The sequence below is a fragment of the Amycolatopsis sp. NPDC104587 genome (assembly GCF_055583645.1).
This window is the reverse complement of the sequence record NZ_JBVJNO010000028.1, coordinates 18,329-42,965: the sequence shown is the minus strand read 5'-3', so window position 1 is coordinate 42,965 and position 24,637 is coordinate 18,329. Positions and strand designations below refer to the sequence as shown.

Below are 24,637 nucleotides of genomic sequence, written 5' to 3'. Positions count from 1 at the left end.
GCACACGAGCCCGGACGCCTCAGCGAGCCGGATCCGGCCGTCCCCGCGGGGCCACGGCCGCCAGCGCGTCCACCATCCCGTGCCCGTAGAACCCGTTGAACCCCTCGTACCCGGCGCAGTAGGCGTCCTGGGTCCCGTCCCCGGTGAGGTCGTAGTCGGCCGGGCAGGGCATCGCCATCGCCTGCGCGTCCAACGTCCGTCGCAGCTGCCTCGGCCCCGCCTCCGGCGACGACGACGCCAGCAGCGCCAGCACCCCCGTCACGTGCGGCGCGGCCATCGACGTCCCGCACAGCGGCGCGTACCCGCCGGGCACCGTCGACAGGACGCACTGGCCCGTCTCGCCGCCGGGCGCGGTGACGTCGATCACGCCCAGCCCGTACGAGCTGTAACCCGCCTTCACCCGGTCCGAGCCGACAGCCGACACCGCGACGACGTCCCGCAGCGCCGCCGGCAGGGCTTCGCAGCCGCTGCCCGCGCCCGGCGCCCCTGAACGCGCCGACGGCGTCAGGTCGACGGCTTCGTTGGTCGCCGCCGCCACGTTCAGCGTGCCCGTGGACGTGCTGTACTCGACCGCCCTGGCCAGCGCCTCGTGCACCACGCCGCGGTCGTTGCCGCGGATGCACGAGAGCGTCCACGGGTTGACGAAGAAGCTGCTGTTCGTCAGCCGCATGTGCCGCGACGCCGCCCACATCAGCCCGCACACCGCCGCTTCGGGGTCGGCGTACCCGCGGTCGTCGATCACCTTCACCGACGCCACGCGCACCCCGGGCGCCACTCCCGTCACCCCGTGGCCGTCGTCGGCCGCGGCGATGACGCCCGCGACGTGCGTGCCGTGCACCGACGTCGTCGGCGCCCAGGCCGCGGGGGAGCGGTCGGGGGCGCCGGTCAGGCAGCCGGCGGAGTCGTCGCGGTCGAGGGCGCCGACCAGGTCTGGGTGGTCCGGGTCGATCCCCGAGTCGAGGACGCCGACGACGACGTCACGGCTGCCTTCGGCGTACCCGCGCGCCCGGCCCGCGTTGATCATCCGCATGTCCCACTGCTGGGCGCTCAGGTCGGCGGTGGGCACCTTCGCGGGGTCGGTCGCCGGCAGCGTGGCCCGCACGGGCTGCGGCTTGGCGGACTCCGTCGCGCGCTGCGCGGCCAGCCGCTCGGCCTGGGCGCTGAACGCCCGGTCGAGCCCGATCCGGTCGCCGAAGGACGAGTCGCCCGACGTGGCGACCGCCACGGCGATCTGGGGGTAGTACACGGTGGTGGCGCCGCAGGCGGCCGTGACCTGCGCGCGGGCGGTCGCTTCGGGCGTGCCGCGGTCGAAGGTGACGACGTAACGCAGGTTCCGCCCGTGGCCGCAGCCGGGCTCGTCGGCCACCGCCGGACCGGCGGTGACGCATCCCGAAAGCACCAGGACGGTGCACACGGCCGCCCGCAGCGGCCGCGCCAGCAGGGACACCGGACCTCCCACCGGATGCAGGAACCGCGGGTGCCGGCGCGCGAGATCCCGGTCACCCCGAGCCGCACGGTAGCCACCCCGTGCCCGGTGGACAAGCGCTACGGCCAAGTTCCCCCGGCCGGTGGGTCCGGAGGGACGCCCGCGGCGCGCCCGGCGGCGTGGGCGGAGGTACCGAGTACGACGGAGCAGTCACCCGGTGTGGGATACTCGGGGAGGCCACCGGGCCGCGGGGCGCACGTGAGAGGTGCTGCCTGCGGTGTTGTGGCCCGGTGATGTGCGTGAACTCCCGCGACGCGTCGCCGCCCGCAGACCGGGCGGCTGGACGACGTGGCGGGCGGCCCGGGGGTAGCGACAGCCTGGCCACGCACGCCGCCGAGCAGACCTTTGACCGGGTTGCGCGCTGCCGAGTGCGGTGGTGCGGCGCCCGGTCGTCGGGCAAGGATTCCCGCCGCTGGTGACCACCACGGCGGAACGAACAGAAAGGGGCCCCTGCGCGGCCGCGTCCCTGCCGGTGCGAACCGGCAGACGCGCCCGGGGGCGGAGGAGACACATGTCGAACGCGGAAACACCCGCCGAGCACACCGGCGGGAATCCCGCCACACCCACGACCGGCCCGCTGGCCGACCTGCCCGCCCGGATCCGGGTGCACGCGCTGGCCAAGCTGCTCGAGTCGCACAGCCGGGACGTCCTCGCGAAGCTGGCCGAACTGGGCGAAAGCGTCCGCAGCGCGCAGTCGAGCGTGACCAGGGAAGTGGCACTCAAGGTCGCCGAGGCTTTCTCGGGCGGCACCACCGACGCGGCGCCGGCTGCCGAGCAGCCCGCCGCCGAGCAGCCCGAAGCGCCGGAGCCGAAGAAGGCCGAGGCCCCGGCGGTGCCCGAGGTGCCGGCCGCGGAGGCCGACAAGCCGCGCCCGCGGCAGAAGACCCGCGCGCACCTGCCGGTGTTCGCCGCGCCGTCGCCGGTCTTCCTGCCGCCGGAGCCCGCCGCGGCCAAGCCGGCCCGCAAGCCGGCGGACCCGTTCGCCGAGCCGCCGCAGCCGCCGGCCCAGCCCAAGGCGAAGCCGCAGCCCGAGCCGGAGGCGGACGAAGACGAGGCCGAGGACACCACGCCGGCCACCGACACCGGTGACGACGACGGTGACGACGCCAACAGCCGCCGCCGTCGCCGCCGCGGCCGCCGTGGCCGTGGCCGGGGCAAGGGCGCCGACGGCAGCGACGAGGCCGGCGACAACGACGACGGTCAGGCCGAAGAGCCGCGCCGCAAGGGCCGCAACACGGACGAAAAGCCCGAAGCGGACACCGAAGAGACCGAAGACGCCGCCGCGGAGGCGGACAACGACGGCAACGACAGCGAAGACGGCGAGGGTGGCAACAAGCGCCGTCGCCGCCGTCGTCGTCGCAAGGGCTCGGACGGCGACGACGCCGAGACCACCGACGACCCGCCCAACACCGTCACCCACGTCCGCCAGGCCAAGGCCGAGCAGGCCGAGCGCGAGCGCCCGGCGCGCGACGAGGTGCGCAGCGTCCGCGGGTCGACCCGCCTGGAGGCCAAGCGCCAGCGCCGTCGTGACGGCCGCGAGGCCGGCCGCCGCCGTGCCCCGATCCTGTCCGAGGCCGAGTTCCTCGCCCGCCGCGAGTCGGTCGAGCGCACGATGGTCGTCCTCGAGAAGGGCGACGCGACGCAGATCGCCGTGCTCGAGGACGGTGTGCTGGTCGAGCACTTCGTGACGCAGTCGGGTTCCGGCTCGATCGTCGGCAACGTCTACCTCGGCCGCGTCCAGAACGTGCTGCCGAGCATGGAGGCCGCGTTCATCGACATCGGCCGCGGCCGCAACGCCGTGCTCTACGCCGGTGAGGTCGACTGGGACGCCGCCGGTCTCGAGGGCAAGGCCCGCAAGATCGAACAGGCGCTCTCCACCGGCGACTCCGTGCTGGTCCAGGTGACCAAGGACCCGGTCGGGCACAAGGGCGCCCGGCTGACCACGCAGATCTCGCTGCCCGGCCGCTTCTTGGTGTACGTGCCCGCGGGCGGCGCCACCGGCATCTCCCGCAAGCTGCCGGAGAACGAGCGCCGCCGGCTCAAGGACATCCTCAAGCGGATCGTCCCGGAGGACGCGGGCGTCATCATCCGCACCGCCTCCGAGGGCATCGGCGAGGAGGAGCTCGGCCGCGACGTCGACCGCCTGAAGGCCCAGTGGGACGTCATCAAGGAGAAGGCCGACGCCGGCTCCGGCCGCAAGGGCGGCGCGCCGACCATGCTCTACGAAGAGCCGGACCTGCTGGTCAAGGTCGTGCGTGACCTCTTCACCGAGGACTTCGCCAAGCTGGAGATCCAGGGCAACCGCTCCTGGGAGACCATCAACGGCTACGTCAGCCACGTCGCGCCGGAGCTCACCGAGCGCCTCAAGCGCTACACCGGCACCGGGGACGCGTTCGCCGACCACCGGATCGACGAGCAGATCACCAAGGCGCTCGACCGGAAGGTCTGGCTGCCGAGCGGCGGTTACCTGGTCATCGACCGCACCGAGGCGATGACGGTGATCGACGTCAACACCGGCAAGTTCACCGGATCGGGTGGCAACCTCGAGGAGACGGTGACCCGCAACAACCTGGAGTCGGCGGAGGAGATCGTCCGCCAGCTCCGGCTGCGGGACATCGGCGGCATCATCGTGATCGACTTCATCGACATGGTGCTCGAGTCCAACCGCGAGCTGGTGCTGCGCCGCCTGACCGAGTGTCTCGGCCGCGACCGCACGCGCCACCAGGTCGCCGAGGTCACCTCGCTCGGTCTGGTGCAGATGACCCGCAAGAAGATCGGCACCGGCCTGCTCGAGGCGTTCTCGACGCCGTGCGAGCACTGCAAGGGCCGGGGCGTGGTCGTCTCGACCGAGGTGCAGCGCACGGGCGGCGGCTCGCACACCCACGGCGGCAACGGCGGGAACAACGGCGGCAACGGCGGCGGTGGCGGGGAGAAGAGCTCCCGCCGGTCGCGGGGCCGCGGCAAGGGCGAGGAAGCCGCCAAGGAGCAGGCCGAGGCCGCCAAGGCCGAGGTCCACGCCGTCCCGCCGCCGGAGCAGCGCGCGTCGGTCGCGTCCGCGGTGGCGGCGATGGCGAACGCCTCGAAGGCCGCCAAGGAGCACGACCAGGGTGCGCTGAACGGCAACGGGCACGTGCCCGAGCCCGAGCCCGAGCCCGCCGAGCCGGCCGAGGAAGCCGTCGCGCCGGCCACCGAGGTCGCGGACGTCCCGGTGACCACCGAGGCGGACGAGACACCGGTGCCGCAGGACGAGCCGGCGGTCGAGCGGTCCTCGGCGCCGGAACCGGCGGAAGAGCCGGTCACCGAGTCTTCGGAGGCCGCCGAGCCGGTCGCCGAACCCGAGGTCAGCGTGCCCGAGCCGGCCGTGCGCTCCACCCGGCGCCGTCCGCGCCGGGCGGCGTCACGCCCGGCGGGCCCGCCGGTGCACGCCTCGGAACAGAGCAACTGAACAACTAGGGGACCCCGGTGGTAACGCACCGGGGCACCCCACGTAACCTGTAGTACGGCCTGCCACCAGAGCAGGTCGCTGCGCGAGTCCAGGACCGCCTTCCCGGAGGTGGGCCGATCGCGCGGGCCCCCACCCATTGTCGAGTAATGCAGGAGACTTCCGTGTCGGCGTACGCGATCGTCAAGACCGGCGGCAAGCAGTACAAGGTGGCCGTCGGCGACGTCGTCGAGGTCGAGAAGCTCGAGGGCGAGCCGGGCACCGAGCACATCCTCCCCGCCGTTTTGTACGTCGACGGTGGCGAGGTCACCACGGACGCCGACGCGTTGGCGAAGGTCTCGGTCACCGGCAAGGTCGTCGAGCAGACCAAGGGTCCGAAGATCCGGATCCACAAGTTCAAGAACAAGACGGGCTACCACAAGCGCCAGGGTCACCGGCAGAAGCTGACCCGCGTCGAGGTCACCGCCATCTCGCTGTAAGAACTTTTCCGGATCTGTTTTTCAGACTGAGTTTTTCCAAGAAGGGCATTCGCCATGGCTCACAAGAAGGGTGCGTCCAGCTCCCGCAACGGTCGTGACTCGAACGCGCAGCGCCTCGGCGTCAAGCGCTTCGGCGGCCAGGAAGTCAACGCCGGCGAGATCCTGATCCGCCAGCGTGGCACCAAGTTCCACCCGGGTGTGAACGTCGGCCGTGGCGGCGACGACACGCTGTTCGCGCTGGCCGCCGGTGCGGTCCAGTTCGGCGAGAAGCGTGGTCGCAAGACGATCAACATCGTCGTCCCGACCGAAGCCTGAGTTTTCGGCTTCGAGTTAGACCTCTGACGAGGGGTGGGGCCGGAATATCCGGTGCCACCCCTCGTTTGTTTTGTTCGGACCCTTTTTGTTGAGTGAAGTGAGGCAAAGTCATGGCGTCCCGGTTCGTGGACCGCGCGGTCATCCACCTGACCGCGGGTGACGGTGGGAACGGCTGCGCCTCGGTGCACCGCGAAAAGTTCAAGCCCCTCGGCGGCCCGGACGGCGGCAACGGCGGCAACGGCGGTGACGTCCTGCTGGTCGTCGACCCGAACGTGCACACCCTGCTCGACTTCCACTTCCGCCCGCACGCCAAGGCGGGCAGCGGCAAGATGGGCCAGGGCGGCAACCGTGCCGGCGCGGCGGGGGACACCTTGGTGATGAAGGTGCCTTCGGGCACCGTCGTGTTCACCGAGGACGGCGAGCTGGTCGCCGACCTGATCGGCCCGGGCACCACGTTCGTCGCCGCCCAGGGCGGCCGCGGCGGGCTCGGCAACGCCTCGCTGGCGTCGAAGGCCCGCAAGGCCCCCGGGTTCGCGCTGCTGGGCGAGCCGGGTGAGGCCCGCAACCTGGTGCTGGAGCTGCGGTCGGTCGCCGACGTCGGCCTGCTCGGGTTCCCGTCCGCCGGCAAGTCGTCGCTGATCTCGGTGCTCTCCGCGGCCAAGCCGAAGATCGCCGACTACCCCTTCACCACGCTGGTGCCGAACCTCGGCGTCATCACCGGCGGTGAGACGGTGTTCACGATGGCGGACGTCCCCGGCCTGATCCCCGGCGCGTCCGAGGGCAAGGGCCTCGGGCTCGACTTCCTCCGCCACATCGAGCGCTGCGCGGTGCTGGTGCACGTCGTCGACTGCGCGACGCTCGAGCCCGGCCGCGATCCGGTGTCCGATGTGGACGCTCTGGAGGCCGAGCTCGCGAAGTACACCCCCAGCCTCGGCGGGAAGCTCGAAGAACGTCCGCGGGTGGTCGTGCTCAACAAGATCGACGTCCCCGAGGCCGCCGAGCTGGCCGAGTTCGTCCGGCCGGAGTTCGAAGCCCGTGGCCTCCAGGTGTTCGAGGTCTCGACGGCGTCGCGCAAGGGCCTGCGCGAGCTGACGTTCGCGCTCGCCAAGGTCGTCGAGGAGTACCGCGAGGCGCAGCCGGTGCTGGAGCCGGAGAAGATCGTGCTGCGGCCGCTCGCCGTCGACGACACCGGGTTCACCGTCGAGGTCGACCCCGAGGAGGAGGGCGCGTTCATCGTGCGCGGCTCCCGGCCGGAGCGGTGGATCCGCCAGACCAACTTCGCGAACGACGAGGCCGTCGGGTACCTGGCCGACCGGCTCAACCGCCTCGGCGTCGAGGAGAAGCTGGCCAAGCTCGGCGCGCGGCCGGGCAGCCCGGTCACGATCGGCGACGTCCAGTTCGAATGGGAGCCGTCGACGCCGAGCGTCGCGGTGCACCTGTCCGGCCGCGGCACCGACGTCCGGCTCGAGCGCAACGAACGCATCGGCGCGGCCGAGCGCAAGGAAGCCCGCCGGGTCCGCCGCGACGGCACGGAGGAGCCGGAGGACGACGACGACCTGGACCTCGACGCGTGAGCGGCACCCGCGAGTCCATCGCCGCCGGCCGGCGCCTGGTGGTCAAGGTCGGCTCGTCGGCGCTGACCACCGCGGGCAGCGGGCTCGACACGGCCCGCCTGGACGCGCTGGTCGACGCGATCGCCGAGCGTGTCGCCCGCGAAACGCAGATCGTGCTCGTGTCGTCGGGCGCGATCGGGGCGGGCCTGGCCCCGCTGTCGCTGGGCAAGCGTCCGCGTGACCTCGCGACGCAGCAGGCGGCGGCGAGCGTCGGCCAGCTGGCGCTGGCGCACGCGTACGCCGAGTCGTTCGGGCGGTACACGCTGACGGTCGGGCAGGTGCTGCTCACCTCCGACGACGTCGTCCGCCGCTCGCACTACCGCAACGCCCAGCGGACGTTTTCGCGGCTGCTGGCCCTCGGCGCGGTCCCGGTGGTCAACGAGAACGACACGGTGGCCACGGAAGAGATCCGCTTCGGCGACAACGACCGGCTGGCGGCGCTGGTGGCGCACCTGATCGGCGCGGACGCGCTGATCCTGCTGTCCGATGTGGACGGTCTCTACGACGGAGACCCTCGCGAAGGTGCCACCCGCAAGCTCACCGAGGTGCTCTCGGAGTCCGATGTGGACGGGATCTCGGTCGGCATGTCCAGCTCCGGTCTCGGAACGGGCGGCATGGTCTCGAAACTGGCGGCCGCCCGCACCGCGGCGGGCGCGGGCATCCCGGTCCTGCTGGCGGCGGCGTCGGAAGCCTCCGCCGCATTGACTTCGGCCTCCCCGGGCACGGCGTTCGCCCCGGCGGACACCCGCCTCTCGGCCCGCCGCTTTTGGCTGGGTTACGCGGCGGACACGACGGGCAAGCTCCGCCTGGACGACGGCGCGGTGACGGCGGTGGTCCGCCGCCGCCGGTCCCTGCTGGCCGCGGGAATCACGGGCGTCGAGGGCGAGTTCCAGGCCGGCGACGTGGTGGACCTGGTCGACGCGAAGGACCGGGCGGTGGCCCGCGGAGTGGTCGCCTTCGACGCGACGGAGCTCCCGGAGCTGATCGGCCGCTCAACGCCCGAACTCCCGCCGGAACAACGCCGCGAGGTAGTCCACGCCGACGACCTCGTCCCCCTCCGCCGCTGACCGCCCCGTGCCCGACGGGCATCACCCGTGATCCGAGGGGAATCACCCGTGATCAGGCGGGCATCACTCGTGATCAGGCAGGCACCACCGTGTCGACCCTCTAATCACGCGTGATGCCCCTCCAATCACGCGAGATGCCCGCCGGATCACGCGAGATTCCTCGTTGATCACGCGTGATGCCTGCTAGCCCACCGAGACCAGGCGGCCGCCGCCGTCGCCTCGAGGACCGTTCCGCTCAGGTTGCGGTTCGTGGCCGCGAACTGGTGGCGCTACTGGCCGATCACGGCGCTTCGACAGCCGAGATCCGGTAGCGCGCCACCGACGCGTCGAGGATCTGGACCGCTTGCTCGTCCGAAGGCCCGGACCCGCGGAAGCGCTCGAGGTCCTCGTCGGACTCCCAGCGCTCGTAGACGGTGATCCGGCCGGGATCGAGCAGGTCGGCGCCCAGCGAGTACTCGAGGCAACCCGGCGCTTCTCGTGCCAGCCGGACGGCTTCGGCACAGTCCTCGAGATAGGCGTCACGGCTCTCGGGAGCGACGGCGAGCCAGCCGGAGACGATGATCATGACGGGTTGATCCGGTCCGGCTTGATCGTCAGCAGCAGCCGCGTCTGGTCGCGCCCGCCCCACCACGGGTACGGCCCGCCGAGGTAACGCTGCGCCAGCTTCTCGATGTGCTCGACGGCGCCCTCTTCGGTCATCTCCAGCACCCTGCCGCGGATCGCGAAGTAGCGCGACGGCCGCTCGCGGTCGGCGACGTTCAGCGCCACCCGCGGGTCACGCTCGATGTTGCGCTGCTTCTGGTGGCCGAGCACGGTGTTGACGAGCAGGTGCGTGCCGTCGGTGTCCACCCAGGTCTGGGTGAGCTGCGGCGAGCCGTCCGGCATCAACGTCGAGAGGAAGCAGAGGCTGGGCTCGCGCAGCAGCGCGAGCAGGTCGCCGGGCAGTTCCACAGTGGTCTCCCGTTAGAGCTGGTCGGGCGCCGCGATGCCGAGCAGGGAGAGCCCGAGCGCGAGCGTGTGCGACGTCAGCGTAGTCAACCGTAGCCGCGACGCGCGCAGTTCCGGGGTGGACGCCTTCAGGACCGGACATTCCTCGAAGAACCGGGAAAAAGCGACCGCCGTCTCGTAAAGGTACGTGCAGAGCTTGTGCGGCGCGTAGCTGCTCGTCGCGCTCTTCAGCGCTTCGCCGAACCGGAGCAGCTTCAGCGCCAGAGCGCGCTCCGCTGGGGCTTCCAGCAGCACCTGCGTGCCGTCGGGCAGGCCGCCCGCCTTCCGGAGGATCGACTGCGTCCGCGCGTGCGCGTACTGGAGGTACACCGAGGTGTTGCCCTCCTTCGCGAGCATGCGATCCCAGGCGAAGACGTAGTCGCGCTCGCGGTCCCCGGACAGGTCCGCGTACTTGACCGCGCCGATGCCCACGGCCCGCGCGACCTCGGCCTGGCCCGACGCGTCGAGCTCACTGCGTTCGGCGACCACCGCGGCGGCCTGCGTCACGGCTTCGCTGAGCAGGTCGGCCAGCTTGATCGTGTCGCCGGCGCGGGTGCGCATGGTCTTGCCGTCCGCGCCGAGGACCGTGCCGAACCCGATGTGCTCGGCGTGCCCGGTCAGCCAGCCCGCTTCGCGGCAGGTCGCGAACAGCATCGCGAAGTGCTGGGCCTGCGGCGTCCCGACGACGTAGAGCAGATCGGTGGCGCCGCGTTCGGCCGTCCAGTACCGGACGGTGGCGAGGTCGGTGGCCGCATACCCGTAACCGCCGTCGCGCTTGCGGGCGATCAGCGGCAGCCGGTCACCTTCGCGGTTGCGGAACCCTTCGGGGAACACGCAGACCGCCCCGTCGCTGATCTCGGTCAGCCCGGCCGCTTCGAGGTCGTCGACCACTGCCGCGAGCAACGGGTTGTAGAAGCTTTCGCCGTAGATGTCCTTGTCCGTCAACGAGATCCCGAGCAGCGCGTAGACCTCGTTGAAGTGCCGCTTCGACTCCTCGACCAGCTCCCGCCAGACGGAGAGCGTCTCTTCGTCGCCGCTCTGCAGCAGCACGACGCGGTTGCGCGCGCGGGTCGCGAACGCTTCGTCACTGTCGAACTTCCCGCGGGCTTCGCGGTAGAAGGCGTCGAGATCGGCGATCGCGCGATGCCCGGCGGAGACGTCGAGAAGGTGCTCGATGAGCATGCCGAACGGCGTGCCCCAGTCGCCGAGGTGGTTGTGCGCCAGCACTTCGTGCCCGGCGAAGCGCAGCAGGCGGGCGAGCGCGTCGCCGATCACCGACGAGCGCAGGTGCCCGACGTGCATTTCCTTCGCGACGTTCGGGCTGCTGTAGTCGAGTGCGATCGTCCGCGGTCCGGCCGCCTCCGGCACCCCGAGCCGCGGATCGCCGAGCATCGCGGCGACGCGCGTTTCCAGCCAGTCCGTGCGCAGCACGAAGTTGAGGAAACCGGGCCCGGCCACTTCGGGCGGGTCGGCGAGCCCGTCCAGCTCCAGCGCTTCCGCGATCAGCGTCGCGACTTCGCGCGGCGGCCGGCCGAGCCGTTTGCCCAGGCTCATCGCGAGGTTGCCCTGGTAATCGACGCCGTCCCGCGGCGACGCCTGGATCAGCGCCTGCTCCGGCGTCAGCTCGACATCCAGTGCCCGGCCCGCGGCGGCGACCACGCGGCGCGCCAGCTCCTCGGTAACGTCGGCGTGCTGCACGGTGTCCCTCCTTCGGATCGGTCACGGAGCCCGCAGCGTAGCGAGCGCGACCCTCCGGTGACGACGGGGTTTACCGCAGCTCCGCGCCCTTGGTCTCCGGCAGCGTGAGGATCACGGCGAACGCGATCGCGGCGCCGGCGGCGACGTACCAGAAGTAGAGCGTGGGCGAGATGGCGCCGAACACGGTGATCAGCAGCGGGGCGGTGCCGCCGAAGACCGCGACGGTGAGGTTGTACCAGGCGCCGATCCCCAGCCCGCGCAGTTCGGTGGGGAACAGCTCGCTCATGATCGCCGGCGCGATCGACGTCATCGCCGTGTACAGCCCGAGCCCGACGCAGAACACCACGAGCAGCCCGCCGGCCGACGGTCCGATCAAAGTGGACAGTGGCACGATCACCACCGCGGTCGCCCCGGACCAGACGAGCAGCTGCGGCTTGCGCCCGACCCGGTCCGCCAGCGCCCCCATCGGGTACTGCAGCACGATGAACAACGCCGTGGCGACCGAGAGGGCGAGGAAGACGACGTCCGCGTCGGCGTGCCGGTTCTTCACCGCGAAGGACGTGAGCGCGCTGAAGAACGTGTAGTAGCACAGCGTCGAGAGCATCGAGAAGCCGACGAGCCGGCCGACGGCCTTCGGGTGGTGCGTCAGGGTGGCCAGCAACGGCCGTTCGAGCTTCTGGGCCTTGGTCTTCGTCTGCTCGAACAGCTCGGTCTCGGCGAGGCTGCGCCGTAACCACAGCCCGACCAGGCCGAACACCCCGCCGAGCAGGAACGGCAGCCGCCAGCCCCACGACGCCAGCTGCGCCTTGTCCAGCGTCCGGGCCAGCACGAACCCGAGCACGGTCGCGATGAGCACGGCCGAACCGGTCGAGACGTAGAAGAACGCCGAGTACCGCCCGCGACGCGCCGGCGGCGCGATCTCACCCAGGTAGGCCGACGCGTTCGACACCTCACCGCCGAGCGACAGCCCCTGCGCGATCCGGGCGAGCAGCAGCAGGATCGGCGCGAGCCAGCCGACCTGCGCGAACGTCGGCAGCAGCCCGATCGCCACCGACCCGCCGGCCATCAGCAGGATGGTGAGGATCATCGCGGGCTTGCGGCCGCGCGTGTCCGCGAAGCGCCCGAGCAGCACTCCGCCGAGCGGGCGGAAGAAGAACGCGAGCGCGTAGGTGGCGAACGTGTTGATCAACGCGAGTGTGTCGTTCCCGGCCGGGAAGAATGCGCCGGCGAAGTAGATGCTGAACGTCGCGTAGATCGTCCAGTCGAACCACTCCAGCGCGTTGCCCGCGCTCGCCGCGAACAGCTTGCGCACCGGCAGCCGGTGCTGGACCTGCACGGTCATGGCAGCCTCCACGTCCCCCGAAGGTGCAACGGGACTTTGCCACATTCGTTCGCGGTGCGAAAGATCCTGACTGTCCGTTCTCCTCTCAGGCGGTGCTCGCCAGCGCGAACGGCAGGACCGCCGGCGCCCCGGCCTTCCGCAGCAGGCGCGCGGCCAGCGTCATCGTCCAGCCGGTGTCGATGACGTCGTCCACCAGCAGGACCGGCCCGCCCGCCAGGACCCCGGCGAGGTCGGCCGGCATGCTCATCCGCCGCCACAGGTCGGCCAGCCGCTGCGCGCTGTTCGCCTGCCGCGGCGGCGGCCCCTCGGCGTCGAGCGCGCCGAGGAACTCCAGCTTGCCGATCTCGGCCAGCCGCGTCGCGAGGCTGTAGACGAGCTGCGGCCGCGTTTCCGACGGCACCGCCACCACCGCGACCGGCCGCTCCGACCACTGCCATCCGGCGAGCACCTGGACGCAGGCCTTGAACACCGAGTCCGGCACCTCGGTGTCCTTCGCCTGCGGCCCCACGAGCTCCCGCAGCCGGTTGCCCCAGCCGACGTCGGTCAGCCGCCCGAGCACCTGGCCCGGCTCGGCCTGGTCGTCGGCCGAGATCCGGCCGGACACCGGTACGTCCAAAGAGGACATCCCGGTGGGCCACTGCTTCCGCGGCGCGACCTCGACGCCCGGACGTTGCAGCCGTTCCCGGGTCGCCTCGGCGACGTCGTCCGCCACCGTGGTGTCCCAGTGCCGGCCGGTGCAGTTGTCGCACCGCCCGCACGGCGCCGCCTCGGGGTCGTCGAGCTGGCGGCGCAGGTACTCCATCCGGCAGCCGTCGGTCGCCAGGTACCCGAGCATCGCGTCCTGCTCGCGGTCGCGCGCCTGGGCGACCCGCTTGTAGCGCCCGCGGTCGTACTGCCAGTCCTCGCCCGTGCTCGTCCAGCCGCCCTTGACGCGCCGCACCGCGCCGTCGACGTCCAGCACCTTGAGCACCATTTCCAGCCGCGAGCGCGAAAGCTCCACCGACGGCTCGAGCGCGGCCGTCGACAGTGGACGGTCGGCGTAGGAGAGCGTGTTCAGCACCTGGGTCACCCGCAGCTCGTCCGGGAAGGCGAGCGACCCGAAGTACGCCCAGATCGCCTTGTCCTCCTCGCCGGGCAGCAGCACGACCTCGGCGCGTTCGACACCACGCCCGGCGCGCCCGACCTGCTGGTAGTACGCGATCGGCGACGACGGCGCCCCGAGGTGCACGACGAACCCGAGGTCCGGCTTGTCGAACCCCATGCCCAGCGCGGACGTCGCGACCAGCGCCTTGACCCGGTTGCCGAGCAGGTCGTCCTCCGCCGCCTGCCGGTCGGCCGGGTCGGTCTTCCCGGTGTAGGCCGCCACCGGGTACCCGCGGTCCTTCAGCAGCGACGCGACGTCGTGCGCCGCCGCGACGGTGAGGGTGTAGATGATCCCCGACCCGGGCAGCTCGGCCAGGTGCTCGGCGAGCCAGGCCAGCCGCGCCTGCGACGTCGGCAGCCGGCACACCGCCAGCCGCAGGCTCGCCCGGTCGAGCGTGCCGCGCAGGACGAGCGTGTCACCGCCGGTGCCGAGGCCCAGCTGCTCGGCGACGTCGGTGACCACGCGGTCGTTCGCGGTCGCCGTGGTCGCCAGCACCGGCACGCCGTCGGGCAGGTCGCCCAGGAGCGTCCGCAGGCGCCGGTAGTCCGGCCGGAAGTCGTGCCCCCAGTCCGAGATGCAGTGCGCCTCGTCGACCACCAGCAGCCCGGTGCTCGCGGTCAGCTTCGGCAGCACGTTGTCGCGGAAGTCCGGGTTGTTCAGCCGTTCGGGGCTGACCAGCAGCACGTCGACCTCGCCGGCCGCGACCGCCGCCTGGACCTGCTCCCACTCCTGGGCGTTGGCGGAGTTCATCGTCGCCGCGTGGATCCCGGCCTTCGCCGCGGCCGAGATCTGGTTGCGCATCAGCGCGAGCAGGGGCGAGACGATCACCGTCGGCCCGCTGCCCTGCTCGCGCAGCAAGGCCGTCGCCAGGAAGTACACCGCCGACTTGCCCCAGCCGGTGCGCTGCACGACCAGTGCGCGGCGCCGCTGCGCGACCAAGGCCTCGATGGCCGTCCATTGGTCTTCGCGCAGCTTCGCCGAATCGCCGGCCAGTGCTCGCAGGAGCGTTTCGGCGCGGTCGCGGAGGGCTGGGGTGGTGCCGGTGGTGTCCACGTCCCACGTCTACCCCATGGCACCGACAGACCGGGAATCGGCGGCGTCGCGAACGGACCGTTCGTGTCGAATACCGGCCGTAATGTGACCTGAATCACAACGATTGCCCGGTCGGGCGAGGTGTGCGGCAGCACAGGACGTCGGCGCCCGCCGATGTATAGGCTCCTCACTCATGTCACCACGGCGGATCGGGGTCATGGGCGGCACGTTCGACCCCGTGCACCACGGCCACCTCGTCGCAGCGAGCGAGGTCCAGTCCCGGTTCGGGCTCGACGAGGTGATCTTCGTCCCCACCGGGCAGCCGTGGCAGAAGACCGACCGCCAGGTGACCAAGGCCGAGGACCGCTACCTGATGACGGTCATCGCGACCGCGTCCAACCCGGTCTTCTCGGTCAGCCGCGTCGACATCGACCGCGCCGGCCAGACCTACACCGTCGACACCCTGCGCGACCTCCACGCCGAATACCCCGAAGACCAGCTGTACTTCATCACCGGCGCCGACGCGCTCGAGCAGATCCTGACCTGGCACAAGGCCGACGAGCTGTTCGACTTCGCGCACTTCATCGGCGTGACGCGGCCCGGCTACCGGCTCAACTCGCACCACCTGCCCAGCGGCAAGGTGAGCCTGGTCGAGGTGACCGCGATGGCGATCTCGTCGACCGGCTGCCGCGACCGCGTCGAACGCGGGGAGCCGGTCTGGTACCTCGTCCCGGACGGCGTCGTCCGCTACATCGCCAAGAAGGATCTCTACCGGAAGAGCGACTGAAAGGCCGCTGGTCGGTGCGGGTACCCTTCTCGGGCGAACCCGATCTGTGAAGGAGCACCGTGGCAGCCACGTCCGAGGCACGAGAGCTGGCCGTAGCGGCCGCACACGCGGCGGCGGACAAGAAGGCCAGCGACGTCGTCGTGCTGGACGTGTCCGAGCAGCTCGTCATCACCGACGCCTTCGTCATCGCCTCCGCGTCCAACGAGCGCCTGGTCGGCGCGATCGTCGACAACGTCGAGGAGAAGCTGCGGGAGAGCGGGCACAAGCCGGTCCGCCGCGAAGGCGCCCGCGAGGGCCGCTGGGTCCTGCTCGACTACGTCGACGTCGTCGTGCACGTCCAGCACGTCGAGGAGCGCACGTTCTACGGCCTCGAGCGGCTGTGGAAAGACTGCCCGAGGATCGAGGTGGCGGGGCTCGAGGAGCCGGCCGCCGACGAGGACCCGGACGTCCCGTGAGCCCGCGGCGGCTCGTGCTCTGGCGCCACGGCGAGACGGACTACAACGCCGCCGGGCGGATGCAGGGTCACCTCGACTCGGCGCTGACGCCGCGCGGCTGGAACCAGGCCCGGTTCGCCGCGCCCGCGCTGGCCCGGTTCGCGCCGGACCTGGTGATCGCCTCCGACCTGCGTCGCGCCACCGACACGGCCACCGTGCTCACCGACGCGATCGGCGTCCCGCTGCGCATCGACAAGCGGCTGCGCGAGACGCACCTCGGCGAGTGGCAGGGGATGACCGGCGCGGAGGTCGACGAGGCCTACCCCGGTGAGCGCGACCGCTGGCGCAAGGACGCGACCTGGGCGCCGCCGGGCGGGGAGAACCGTCTCGACGTCGCCGACCGCGCGGGCGAAGTGGTCGCCGACCTGCAGCAGGCCAACTCCGACGCCGGCGACACCGTGCTGCTGGCCGCCCACGGCGGCCTGATCACCGCGCTCACCGCGCGGCTGGTGAACCTGCCGGTGGAGATCTGGCCGTCGCTGGGCGGGATCTCGAACTGCCACTGGGTCGAGCTCGGCCTGCGTGACGGCAAGTGGCGGCTGCACGCCTACAACGCGGGGATGCACGGCTAGCCGATGGGGCCGCGCCTGCTCGTGTTCGGCGATTCGCTGAGCTTTCACGGTCCCGAAGGACCCTGCGCCGCCGACGAACCGCGGCTGTGGCCCAACGTGGCCGCCGCGGCGCTCGGCGGCACCGCCGACCTGGTCGCCGGGATCGGCTGGACCGCCCGCGACGCGTGGTGGTCGCTGACCGGCGACCCGCGCGTCTGGGCCGACCTGCACCACGTCGACGCCGTCGTGCTGGCGGTCGGCAGCATGGACACGCTGCCGTCGCCGTTGCCGACCTACCTGCGCACGGGGCTGAAGTACCTGCGGCCGGACCCGGTCCGGCGCGTCGTGCGCAAGGCCTACCTCGCCGCGCAGCCGAAGCTGTCGGTCGCGTTCCGCGGCCGTCCGACGGTGCTACCGGCCAAGCTCACCGTGCAGTACCTCGACACGGCCGTGGGCGCGCTGCGCGTCCTGCGGCCCGAGCTGCCGATCTTCGGCATGCTGCCGTCGGTGCACCGGGCCGCGGCCTACGGCGGGGTGCACACCGCGCGTCCCGCGGCGGCCGCCGCGCTGGCCGCGTGGGGCGCGCGGGCCGGAATCCCTTTGCTGGACCTCGAAGCCGTCGTGGGGGAGCACGTGCTCAGCGGCGAAGGCAACCCGGACGGCATGCACTGGGGCTGGCAGGGACACGCGGCGGTGGGTGACGCGATGTCCGTGTTGATGGCCCCGGTGCCGGCCCCCGGCCACGTAGGCTGACGGCGTGTCGGTCGCCGTAGTCACGGATTCCACCGCCCACCTGCCGGAGGGCTTCGCCGAACGGCACGCGGTCCGGGTGGTGCCGCTGCACGTCCTGGTCGACGGCGTGGTTTCGCTCGACGGCATCGAGACCGGTCCCGCGGCGGTCGCCGAAGCGATGAAGCAGCGCAAGATCGTCACGACGTCCCGGCCGACGCCGACGGAGTTCGTGAAGGAGTACCGGGCCGCCTTCGCCGACGGCGCCGACTCGATCGTCTCGGTGCACCTTTCGCGCGAGCTCTCGGGCACCTGGGAGGCGGCCGTCCTGGCCGCGCAGGAAGTCGGGCCGGACCGGGTGCGCGTGGTCGACTCGCGCACGACCGCGATGGGGCTCGGGTTCGCCGCCCTGCACGCCGCCGACGCCGCGGGCGCCGGGAAGGACGCGGCCGAGGTCGAAGCCGCGGCGGTCACGGCGGCCGGCTGCTCGTCGACGTTGTTCGTCGTGGAAACCCTGGACCACCTGCGCCGCGGCGGCCGGATCGGGCCGGCGGCGGCGCTGCTCGGCACAGCGCTGGCGGTGAAGCCGGTGCTGCACATGTCGGACGGCCGGATCCTGCCGCTGGAGAAGGTCCGGACCATGAACCGGGCGCTCGCGCGGCTGGTCGAGCTGGCCGCGGCCGCCGCCCGGGACGACGACGTCGAGCTGGCCGTCCACCACCTCGCGTCGCCGGAGCGGGCGGTCGCGCTGGCGAACCGGCTGGAGGAGGCGGTGCCGCGCTCGGCGGGCTGCGTGGTCTCCGAGCTGGGCGCGGTGATCGGGGCGCACACCGGGCCCGGGGTGCTGGGCGTGGTCGTCCAGCGGACGGTCCCGTCTCGTTAACGCCGGTCGGCCCGGGTGACTTCGGCCGCGCTGGGGGCGTTCCCGGGGTCGGTCAGCCACTGCGCGGCCACCCCGACCAGCAGTGAGTAGTAGTGGGAGCCGACGACCCGGAGGTCGTCGGGGTCGGCGTCGGCGGGCAAGCCGCCGAACGCGTGGGCCAGTGTCGTGCGGGCCAGCTGCTGGCCCTGGGCGTTGATCTCCCGGATCTGCTCGTCGTGCTGCAGGTAGCTGACGCTCTCGAAGTTGACGAACCACAGCTCCCGGTTCGCCTCGATCGACGCGATGATCCGGCGCCAGCGCTCCTCGGGCCCGACCGGCTCGTCGGGGGCGCCCAGCGCGGAGAACAGCAGCTCGCCCCACTCGGTGTTCAGCTCGATCAGCGCCCGCGTGAGCAGCTGGTCCTTCGACCCGAAGTGGTAGTTGATCGACGCCTGGTTGGCGCCCGACGCGGCGACCAGGTCGCGCACCGTCGTGCGCGCGTAGCCGGTCTTGAGGAGGCACTCGCGTGCCGCGGTCAGCAGATTCTCCCGGTGTCCCACGCGCGCTACCGTAGCATGTAAACGTTCGTTTTAAACGAATGACCATTACAGGCGAAGGGGACGTCATGATCACAGCACCCGCGGTCCGCACACGGCAGCTGCGCTGCCGGTTCGAGGGCGAAGGAGGGCCGGTCGACGCGCTGCGCGGGATCGACCTGGACGTCGCCCGCGGCTCGTTCGTCGCGATCATGGGGCCGTCCGGCTCCGGCAAGACCACCTTGTTGCACTGCGCGGCCGGCCTGCGCACCCCGACCGGCGGCACCGCCGAACTGGACGGGCACGACCTGGCCCGGCTGAGTGAGACGCGGCTCGCCGAGATCCGGCGCCGCCGCGTCGGGTTCGTGTTCCAGTCGTTCAACCTGCTGCCGGCGCTGACCGCGGCCGAGAACGTCGAGCTGCCGCTGCGGCTGGACGGGCGCCGGCCCGAACCGCGGCGCACCGCGGACCTGCTGGCCCACGTCGGCCTCGGGAACCGTGCACAGCACCGGCCCGGGCAGCTCTCCGGCGGCCAGCAGCAGCGGGTCGCCGTCGCCCGCGCGCTCGTGACCGACCCCGAGGTCGTGTTCGCGGACGAACCGACCGGGGCGCTGGACATCCGCAGCGCGCGGGAGGTGCTCGGGCTGCTGCGGCGGCTCGCCGACCGCGGCCAGACGATCATCATGGTCACCCACGACCCGGTCGCCGCGTCCTTTTCGGACACCGTGCTGTTCCTCGCCGACGGCCTGGTCGTCGACCGGCTGGACCGGCCGAACGCGGCGGCCGTCGCCCACCGGATGGCGACGCTGGTCGAGTCGGCCGAGCGGGCGGCGAACGCGGCGGGGGTGCGCTGACATGGGTTCCCTGGCTCTCCGGCTGGCACGCCACCACCGCGGCGCTGCGCTGGCCACCGGGCTCGTCGCCGTCGTCGGCCTGGCCCTGGTCGTCGCGATGACCGCGTTGCTCGGCACCGGCCTGGCCACCGGCACCGCCGCGGCGGACCGGGCGTTCCTCGTCGAGTTCCCGCTGATCATGGGCGGCTGGGTGGTGGCGATCGTCGTGTTCGCGATGGTCTCCACCATCGGCGTCACGCTCGCGGCCCGGGCCGCCGAAGTCGGCGGCCTCCGGCTGATCGGGGCCACCCCGCGGCAGGTGCGGGTCCTGGTTTCGGTCGAAACGCTCGCGATCTCGGCCGCGGCCGCCGTCCCGGGCCTCGGGGCCGGGTATCTCCTCGGATGGCTGCTCCTGCGGGGCGTCCGCGCGACCGGGCTGACCGACCCGGCGACGGCCTACGCGCCCGGGATAGCCCTGCCGGTCGCAGGTGTCGCCGTGGTGCTCGGCGCGGGTGTCCTGGCCGCTTGGATCGGCAGCCGGAAGCCCGCGCGGCGCAGCCCGGTCGCGGTGGCCGAGCCGTTGCCTTCCCGGCGAGCCGGCAACGGCCGGCGGGTGACGGCGATCGTCCTGCTCGTCGCCGGGATCGGGTCGGCGTCGGCGGTCCTGGGGCTGCCGGCCGACAGCATCGCGACGACGGCGATGACCGGCCCGGCCACGGTGCTGACGGCGATCGGGCTCGCGGTGCTCGCGCCGGAGCTGATCGCGGCCGCCAACGCCGTCCTGCGCCTTTTCCGGCCGCGGTCCCGGGGCGCGGGCGCCTACCTGGCCGCGGTCAACCTGGCCGCGGCGCCGGACCGGATGCGGCCGGTGGTCACGTTCCTGACCCTGCTCGTCGGCGTTTCGGCGGGCACGCTGGCCATGCAGGGGATCGAGAACCGGCACGTCGCGGTGGACAGCACGGCGCGCGTCCTGGCGTCGATCAACTACCTCGTGGTGGTCCTCATCGGGCTGTTCATGGCCATCGCGCTGACGAACAACCTCGTCGCCGCGATCGGCCGTCGTCACGACGAGTTCGCCGTCCTGGCGCTGCTCGGTTCGACCGGCCGGCAGGCGAAAGGCATGCTGCTGCGCGAAACGGCGGCCGCGGCGGTGACGGCGATCGTGGCCGCCTCCGCCGGCGCGGTGGTCTGCGTCGTGCCGTTCGCCGTCGTCAAGACGGGCGGCCTGGCTCTTGATGCCGGGCCGTTCCTGCTCAGCGCGGTCTTCGGGGCGGTGGTGGCGCTGGCGGTGACGTCGGTGGCCGGGGGTCGCGTCGTCCGGCGGGCCACCGTGCCGGCAGCGGGGTGAAACCCTCCAGCATGCCATCCGGGTACGACGGAAACGGCCGGTCCCGGGCCGGGCGGAGCTGATCCATCCACAACACCCCGGTTGTCCACAGAACGCGGCGGCACCCCTGTCGGACGCCTCCCCGCGGGCCCTAACGTCGATCGTGTGTTCGAGCAGCCCGCCCGGGATCCGGGCCCACCCCTCAACGACCGGCTCGCCTGGCTGGCCGACCAGCTCACGCCCGACGCGAGCACGGTCGGGCCAGGCGGCCGGCTGGTCCGGCGCTGGCTGCCGGGCGGCCCCACCGGCGCCGGCCGCCGCCGGTGGGCGTTCGCCGGCGTCCTCGCGGCGGTCGTGCTGATCATCCTCGGCTCGGTGGCCCTCCTCGGCGGCCGCCCGGCACCCGAGCCGGCGCCCGCACTGCCGCCGGCAAAACCGGCGGCCGAGGCGCCGGCCCGGGCCGCACCCCAGGCCGGTCTCGTGGTCAGCGTGATCGGCCGCGTCCGCTCACCGGGGCTGGTCACGGTGCCCCTGGGATCCCGGGTCGCGGACGTCCTCCGAGCAGCGGGCGGCGCCGACCCGGGAGCGGACCTCCACGCACTGAACCTCGCCCGCCGGGTGACCGACGGCGAACAGCTAGCGGTCGGAATCCCGGCTCCCGCGGCACCCTTGGCGGCCCCCGGCGACCCGGCCGGCGCGAAGGTCGACCTCAACGCGGCGACGGCGGACCAGCTCGACACGCTGCCCGGAGTCGGCGAGGTGATGGCCAAGCGCATAGTCCAGTGGCGCACCGACCACGGCGGCTTCACGAAGGTGGAGCAGTTGCGTGACGTGGATGGCATCGGCGAAAGCAAGTTCGCCAAGTTGCGGGAGCAGGTGACGGTCGGATGACCGCCGTCCCGGCCCGGCTTGTCCCCGCGGCATCGGCACGATCGTTTGGTGGCTGGTGGTCATCGGTCGCCGCCCGGATGACTGCCGCTCCACACTTGCAGTCCGTTTGGGCGGTGTTGGTGCGCCGGCTTGCCCCAGCCGGCCGGATGGTCTCCTGCAGCGGCTCGAACCGCACACCCGCCGGCGGGCCCAACGCCTCCCCGTCGTGGTGCCCGACGCCGATCCCGAACGGCGCCGAGCAGCAGTCATGGCAACTGCGACCGCCCGCCACCGGCTGCCAAGCAACCCGGCCCACACCGCTCTCTCCTGCGAGCGGGCGGGACTTGTGGTTGCTTAAGGCCGCGCTGGTGTGCTGGCCCAGCGCGCTCTCCGGGTTCCTCGTCGATTCACGGTCGGCGGCTACCCCGGTGACTGCCGCCTGGCAGGGCTCGCAGTGGGTCCCTGCATGGCTTGGCGTGTTGGTCAGGCTCCTCGTCCGCGCACGGACGCAGGTGACTGCCGTCTGGCAAGGCTTGCCGGTGGTCCACGCGCTGCCCCGGCTCGGCGCACCAACCAGCCTGCTCGTCGGCCCGCGGTCGACAACAGCCGCCAGCCCGCGGAGTCAGGAGCCGGTCCGATGACCAGCGTCCCGGTAACCGACACCCGCCAAGACATGCGACTGGTCCCGGCAGCCCTCCAGTGCTGGCTCGCGGCACTGTCCGGCCTCCTCCTCGGCTGGTGGACGGCACTCGCCGCCGGTCTAGCCTCGGCGCTCATCGCGGGCCTGGTGCTCTACCGCGCCCGCGGCCGTCCCCGAGCACTCGGCACAGCGGCGGCCGTACTCGTGCTGGGCCTCGTCACAGCCGGCCCGGTCGCCTGGCAGATCCGCGACGCCCAGCAAGACGAACTCCGCGCAGCAGCTGCGAACGGCCTACCCGCCACCCTCCGAGTCATCGTCGCCGAACGGCCGAAGCCGGTGCGGAGCGCGGGATACGCCGACACCCAAGCCGGCGCCCGATCGGTGGTGCTCACCGCCGACGTGCGCACCGCGTCGGTCGACGGCCGCCCGGTCGACTCCTCCGGGCGCGTCCTCCTCCTCGCGCCGGTCGCGCAGTGGGCGACCTTGCTCCCGGGCCAGGAAGTGGCCGTCTCGGGTCTGCTGATGCCGCCGCGTGGTTCGGACCTGACCGTCGCCGTGTTGTCCGTCCGTGGCCCGCCCGCGGAACCCGGCCCCGCGCCGTGGTGGCAGCGGGCAGCGGCCGATCTGCGCGCGGGTCTCCACGACCTGTGCCAGAGCCTGCCGGACGAGCCCGCCGGGTTGCTGCCGGGCCTGGTCCTCGGTGACACGAGCGGCCTGTCGCCGCGGGTCGAGCAGGAGTTCGTCACCGCCGGCCTCGCCCACCTGACCGCGGTCAGCGGCGGGAACCTCGCCGTGGCCTGCGGCGCGGTGCTGCTCCTCCTGCGCCTGGTCCGGCTCGGGCCCCGGCTGTCGGCGGTGGCGGCCGGGGCGTGCCTGGCCGGGTTCCTCGTCCTGGTCGGCCCGGAGCCGAGCGTGCTGCGGGCCGGCGTCATGGCGGCGGTCGCGTTGCTGGCTCTGGCGCTGGGACGCCGCGGTTCGGCGTTGCCCGCGTTGGCCTTCGCGGTCTGCGTGCTGGTGGTGGCGGATCCGGCGATGGCCACGGACTTCGGGTTCGCGCTGTCGGTGTTCGCCACCGCCGGGCTCGTGCTGCTCGCGCCTCGCTGGGCGGCCGCGCTCGTCCGCCGTGGCGTCCCGCCGGGGTTCGCCGAAGGGCTGGCGATCCCGCTGGCGGCGTTCCTCGTGACCGCGCCGGTGATCGCGGGCATGGCGGGCTCGGTGAGCCTGGTTTCGGTGCTGACCAACGTCCTCGCGGCACCGGTCGTGGCCCCGGCGACGGTGCTCGGCGTGCTGGCGACGGTCACCGGTCCCTGGTGGCCGGGCGCGGGGAAAGTCCTGGTGCACCTGGCCGATCCGGAGGCACGCTGGCTGATCACGGTGGCGCGGCACGGCGCACGAGCCCCGGGCGCGACAGTCGCGTGGCCCGGCGGCTGGGCCGGCGGCCTGCTCGCCGCCGGTGTCCTCGTCGTGCTGGTGCTGGCCGCCCGCCACCGGCGGATCCGGCTGCTGATGGCCGTGCTGGTCGTCGGCGCGCTGCTGGTGCTCGTGCCGGTCCGGGTGATCGCGCCGGCGTGGCCACCGCGCGACTGGGCGATGGTCGAATGCGACGTCGGACAGGGTGACGCGGTCGTCCTGGCGACCGCCGAGCCCGGACGGGCGATCGTCATCGACACCGGACCCGAGCCGGGACCGGTCGACGAGTGCCTGCACCGGCTCGCCGTCGACCGGATCCCGTTGGTGGTGCTGAGCCACCTGCACGCCGACCACATCGGCGGGCTCGCGTCGGTCTTCGACGGCCGCGCGGTCGGCGGCATCGCCGTCGGGCCGGGGCGCGCGCCGGAGTGGGCGTGGCGGCAGGTCGCCGCGGAGGCGTCCCGCCAAGCCGTGCCGCTGGTCGAGCTGAACCCGGGGGAGCGGCTGGACTGGCCCGGGCTCTCACTCGACGTGCTCGGCCCGCGCTACGTCCCGGCCCGCGCGGCCGGGCAGGACGGCACCACGATCAACAACAGCTCGCTGGTCCTCCGGGCGCAAACGGCAGCCGGCCGGATGCTCCTGACCGGCGACGTCGAACTGGCCGCGCAGGCGGATCTCCTGGCCGACGTCGCAGACCTGAAAGCGGAGGTGCTGAAGGTCCCCCACCACGGCTCGCGGTACTCGCTGCCATCGTTCCTCGCCGCGGTGGCACCGCGGGTGGCGTTGGTCAGCGTGGGCGCGGGCAACACCTACGGACATCCCAGCAAGTCCACAATGGACACTCTGATGGCGTTGGGCGCTCGGGTGACCCGGACGGACCAGGACGGAGACACCGCCGTGGTAGGCGAACCGGCGGGCCCGGCGGTTTCACGCCGAGGTGAGCCCCGCGGCCCACCGCGCCGATGAGCCGGGGCGAGCCACGCGGCCCGCCCC

Annotated in this window: 21 protein-coding genes; 14 read left to right on the top strand and 7 right to left on the bottom strand. The window is 72.7% G+C overall.

The window, feature by feature from the left end:
• Positions 1-19: 19 nt before the first annotated feature.
• Positions 20-1,447 carry a S8 family peptidase gene (locus ACZ61C_RS47215; RefSeq protein WP_465314544.1) on the bottom strand — a complete coding sequence of 476 codons (1,428 nt, stop codon included), beginning with the start codon at positions 1,445-1,447 and terminating at the stop codon, positions 20-22.
• Between the two features lie 550 nt (positions 1,448-1,997).
• Here ACZ61C_RS47215 and ACZ61C_RS47210 point away from each other — a divergent pair.
• The 5 genes from ACZ61C_RS47210 (at position 1,998) to proB (ending at position 8,402) form a co-directional block, all read left to right on the top strand.
• On the top strand, positions 1,998-4,931 hold the full coding sequence (locus ACZ61C_RS47210) for a translation initiation factor IF-2 N-terminal domain-containing protein (protein WP_465314543.1): 2,934 nt from the start codon (positions 1,998-2,000) through the stop codon (positions 4,929-4,931).
• 161 nt (positions 4,932-5,092) lie between these two features.
• Complete coding sequence (gene rplU / locus ACZ61C_RS47205; protein ID WP_086678418.1) at positions 5,093-5,407, top strand: 50S ribosomal protein L21; 315 nt, start codon at positions 5,093-5,095, stop codon at positions 5,405-5,407.
• Between the two features lie 54 nt (positions 5,408-5,461).
• Positions 5,462-5,722 carry a 50S ribosomal protein L27 gene (gene rpmA / locus ACZ61C_RS47200; RefSeq protein WP_465314542.1) on the top strand — a complete coding sequence of 87 codons (261 nt, stop codon included), beginning with the start codon at positions 5,462-5,464 and terminating at the stop codon, positions 5,720-5,722.
• 110 nt (positions 5,723-5,832) lie between these two features.
• Positions 5,833-7,296 (top strand): GTPase ObgE, encoded by a 1,464-nt coding sequence (obgE, locus tag ACZ61C_RS47195; RefSeq protein ID WP_465314541.1) that lies wholly within the window; start codon positions 5,833-5,835, stop codon positions 7,294-7,296.
• Positions 7,293-8,402, top strand: a complete 1,110-nt coding sequence (proB, locus tag ACZ61C_RS47190) for a glutamate 5-kinase (protein ID WP_465314540.1) — start codon at positions 7,293-7,295, stop codon at positions 8,400-8,402. Before obgE ends, proB begins: the two co-directional genes overlap by 4 nt.
• Positions 8,403-8,682: 280 nt before the next feature.
• On the opposite strand, the gene ACZ61C_RS47185 is transcribed toward proB, so the two are convergent.
• The 5 genes from ACZ61C_RS47185 to ACZ61C_RS47165 form a co-directional block, all read right to left on the bottom strand.
• Positions 8,683-8,967, bottom strand: a complete 285-nt coding sequence (locus tag ACZ61C_RS47185; RefSeq protein WP_465314539.1) for a putative quinol monooxygenase — start codon at positions 8,965-8,967, stop codon at positions 8,683-8,685.
• Entirely contained in the window at positions 8,964-9,353 is a 390-nt protein-coding gene (locus ACZ61C_RS47180; protein WP_465314538.1) for a PPOX class F420-dependent oxidoreductase, read from the bottom strand. The genes ACZ61C_RS47185 and ACZ61C_RS47180 overlap by 4 nt, the downstream gene beginning before the upstream one ends.
• A gap of 12 nt (positions 9,354-9,365) precedes the next feature.
• Complete coding sequence (argS, locus tag ACZ61C_RS47175) at positions 9,366-11,087, bottom strand: arginine--tRNA ligase (RefSeq protein WP_465314537.1); 1,722 nt, start codon at positions 11,085-11,087, stop codon at positions 9,366-9,368.
• A gap of 70 nt (positions 11,088-11,157) precedes the next feature.
• Positions 11,158-12,429 carry an MFS transporter gene (locus ACZ61C_RS47170; protein WP_465314536.1) on the bottom strand — a complete coding sequence of 424 codons (1,272 nt, stop codon included), beginning with the start codon at positions 12,427-12,429 and terminating at the stop codon, positions 11,158-11,160.
• Between the two features lie 85 nt (positions 12,430-12,514).
• A complete protein-coding gene (locus tag ACZ61C_RS47165) occupies positions 12,515-14,626 on the bottom strand; it encodes a RecQ family ATP-dependent DNA helicase (RefSeq protein ID WP_465314535.1) in 2,112 nt (703 codons plus the stop codon).
• 196 nt (positions 14,627-14,822) lie between these two features.
• On the opposite strand from ACZ61C_RS47165, the gene nadD reads away from it, so the two are divergent.
• From nadD to ACZ61C_RS47140, 5 genes are read left to right on the top strand one after another with little or no spacing between them, the layout of a single operon-like run.
• Positions 14,823-15,392: a nicotinate-nucleotide adenylyltransferase gene (nadD, locus tag ACZ61C_RS47160; RefSeq protein WP_465314549.1), complete on the top strand. Its 570-nt coding sequence runs from the start codon at positions 14,823-14,825 to the stop codon at positions 15,390-15,392.
• Positions 15,393-15,451: 59 nt separating this feature from the next.
• Complete coding sequence (gene rsfS / locus ACZ61C_RS47155; RefSeq protein ID WP_465314534.1) at positions 15,452-15,847, top strand: ribosome silencing factor; 396 nt, start codon at positions 15,452-15,454, stop codon at positions 15,845-15,847.
• Positions 15,844-16,458, top strand: a complete 615-nt coding sequence (locus tag ACZ61C_RS47150) for a histidine phosphatase family protein (protein WP_465314533.1) — start codon at positions 15,844-15,846, stop codon at positions 16,456-16,458. Before rsfS ends, ACZ61C_RS47150 begins: the two co-directional genes overlap by 4 nt.
• 3 nt (positions 16,459-16,461) lie before the next feature.
• Entirely contained in the window at positions 16,462-17,190 is a 729-nt protein-coding gene (octT, locus tag ACZ61C_RS47145; RefSeq protein ID WP_465314532.1) for a diglucosylglycerate octanoyltransferase, read from the top strand.
• A 4-nt stretch (positions 17,191-17,194) separates the two neighbouring features.
• Positions 17,195-18,049, top strand: a complete 855-nt coding sequence (locus ACZ61C_RS47140; RefSeq protein WP_465314531.1) for a DegV family protein — start codon at positions 17,195-17,197, stop codon at positions 18,047-18,049.
• Here the strand turns inward: ACZ61C_RS47140 and ACZ61C_RS47135 are convergent.
• Complete coding sequence (locus ACZ61C_RS47135) at positions 18,046-18,588, bottom strand: TetR/AcrR family transcriptional regulator (protein ID WP_465314530.1); 543 nt, start codon at positions 18,586-18,588, stop codon at positions 18,046-18,048. The genes ACZ61C_RS47140 and ACZ61C_RS47135 overlap by 4 nt on opposite strands.
• Before the next feature lie 65 nt (positions 18,589-18,653).
• Here ACZ61C_RS47135 and ACZ61C_RS47130 point away from each other — a divergent pair, with 65 nt between their 5' ends.
• From ACZ61C_RS47130 to ACZ61C_RS47115, 4 genes are all read left to right on the top strand, one after another.
• Complete coding sequence (locus ACZ61C_RS47130; protein ID WP_465314529.1) at positions 18,654-19,418, top strand: ABC transporter ATP-binding protein; 765 nt, start codon at positions 18,654-18,656, stop codon at positions 19,416-19,418.
• Between the two features lies 1 nt (position 19,419).
• Positions 19,420-20,745: an FtsX-like permease family protein gene (locus ACZ61C_RS47125; protein WP_465314528.1), complete on the top strand. Its 1,326-nt coding sequence runs from the start codon at positions 19,420-19,422 to the stop codon at positions 20,743-20,745.
• Between the two features lie 144 nt (positions 20,746-20,889).
• Complete coding sequence (locus ACZ61C_RS47120; protein WP_465314527.1) at positions 20,890-21,615, top strand: ComEA family DNA-binding protein; 726 nt, start codon at positions 20,890-20,892, stop codon at positions 21,613-21,615.
• Between the two features lie 616 nt (positions 21,616-22,231).
• Positions 22,232-24,610, top strand: a complete 2,379-nt coding sequence (locus ACZ61C_RS47115; RefSeq protein WP_465314526.1) for a DNA internalization-related competence protein ComEC/Rec2 — start codon at positions 22,232-22,234, stop codon at positions 24,608-24,610.
• The last annotated feature ends 27 nt before the right edge of the window (positions 24,611-24,637 follow it).

Bases quoted from the DNA above. Each gene is read 5' to 3' on its own strand.
- ACZ61C_RS47210 (WP_465314543.1), top strand. From the start codon at position 1,998: ATGTCGAACGCGGAAACACCCGCCGAGCACACCGGCGGGAATCCCGCC.
- rpmA (WP_465314542.1), top strand. From the start codon at position 5,462: ATGGCTCACAAGAAGGGTGCGTCCAGCTCCCGCAACGGTCGTGACTCG.
- obgE (WP_465314541.1), top strand. From the start codon at position 5,833: ATGGCGTCCCGGTTCGTGGACCGCGCGGTCATCCACCTGACCGCGGGT.
- ACZ61C_RS47185 (WP_465314539.1), bottom strand. From the start codon at position 8,967: ATGATCATCGTCTCCGGCTGGCTCGCCGTCGCTCCCGAGAGCCGTGAC.
- ACZ61C_RS47170 (WP_465314536.1), bottom strand. From the start codon at position 12,429: ATGACCGTGCAGGTCCAGCACCGGCTGCCGGTGCGCAAGCTGTTCGCG.
- nadD (WP_465314549.1), top strand. From the start codon at position 14,823: ATGGGCGGCACGTTCGACCCCGTGCACCACGGCCACCTCGTCGCAGCG.
- octT (WP_465314532.1), top strand. From the start codon at position 16,462: ATGGGGCCGCGCCTGCTCGTGTTCGGCGATTCGCTGAGCTTTCACGGT.
- ACZ61C_RS47130 (WP_465314529.1), top strand. From the start codon at position 18,654: ATGATCACAGCACCCGCGGTCCGCACACGGCAGCTGCGCTGCCGGTTC.
- ACZ61C_RS47125 (WP_465314528.1), top strand. From the start codon at position 19,420: ATGGGTTCCCTGGCTCTCCGGCTGGCACGCCACCACCGCGGCGCTGCG.
- ACZ61C_RS47115 (WP_465314526.1), top strand. From the start codon at position 22,232: ATGACCAGCGTCCCGGTAACCGACACCCGCCAAGACATGCGACTGGTC.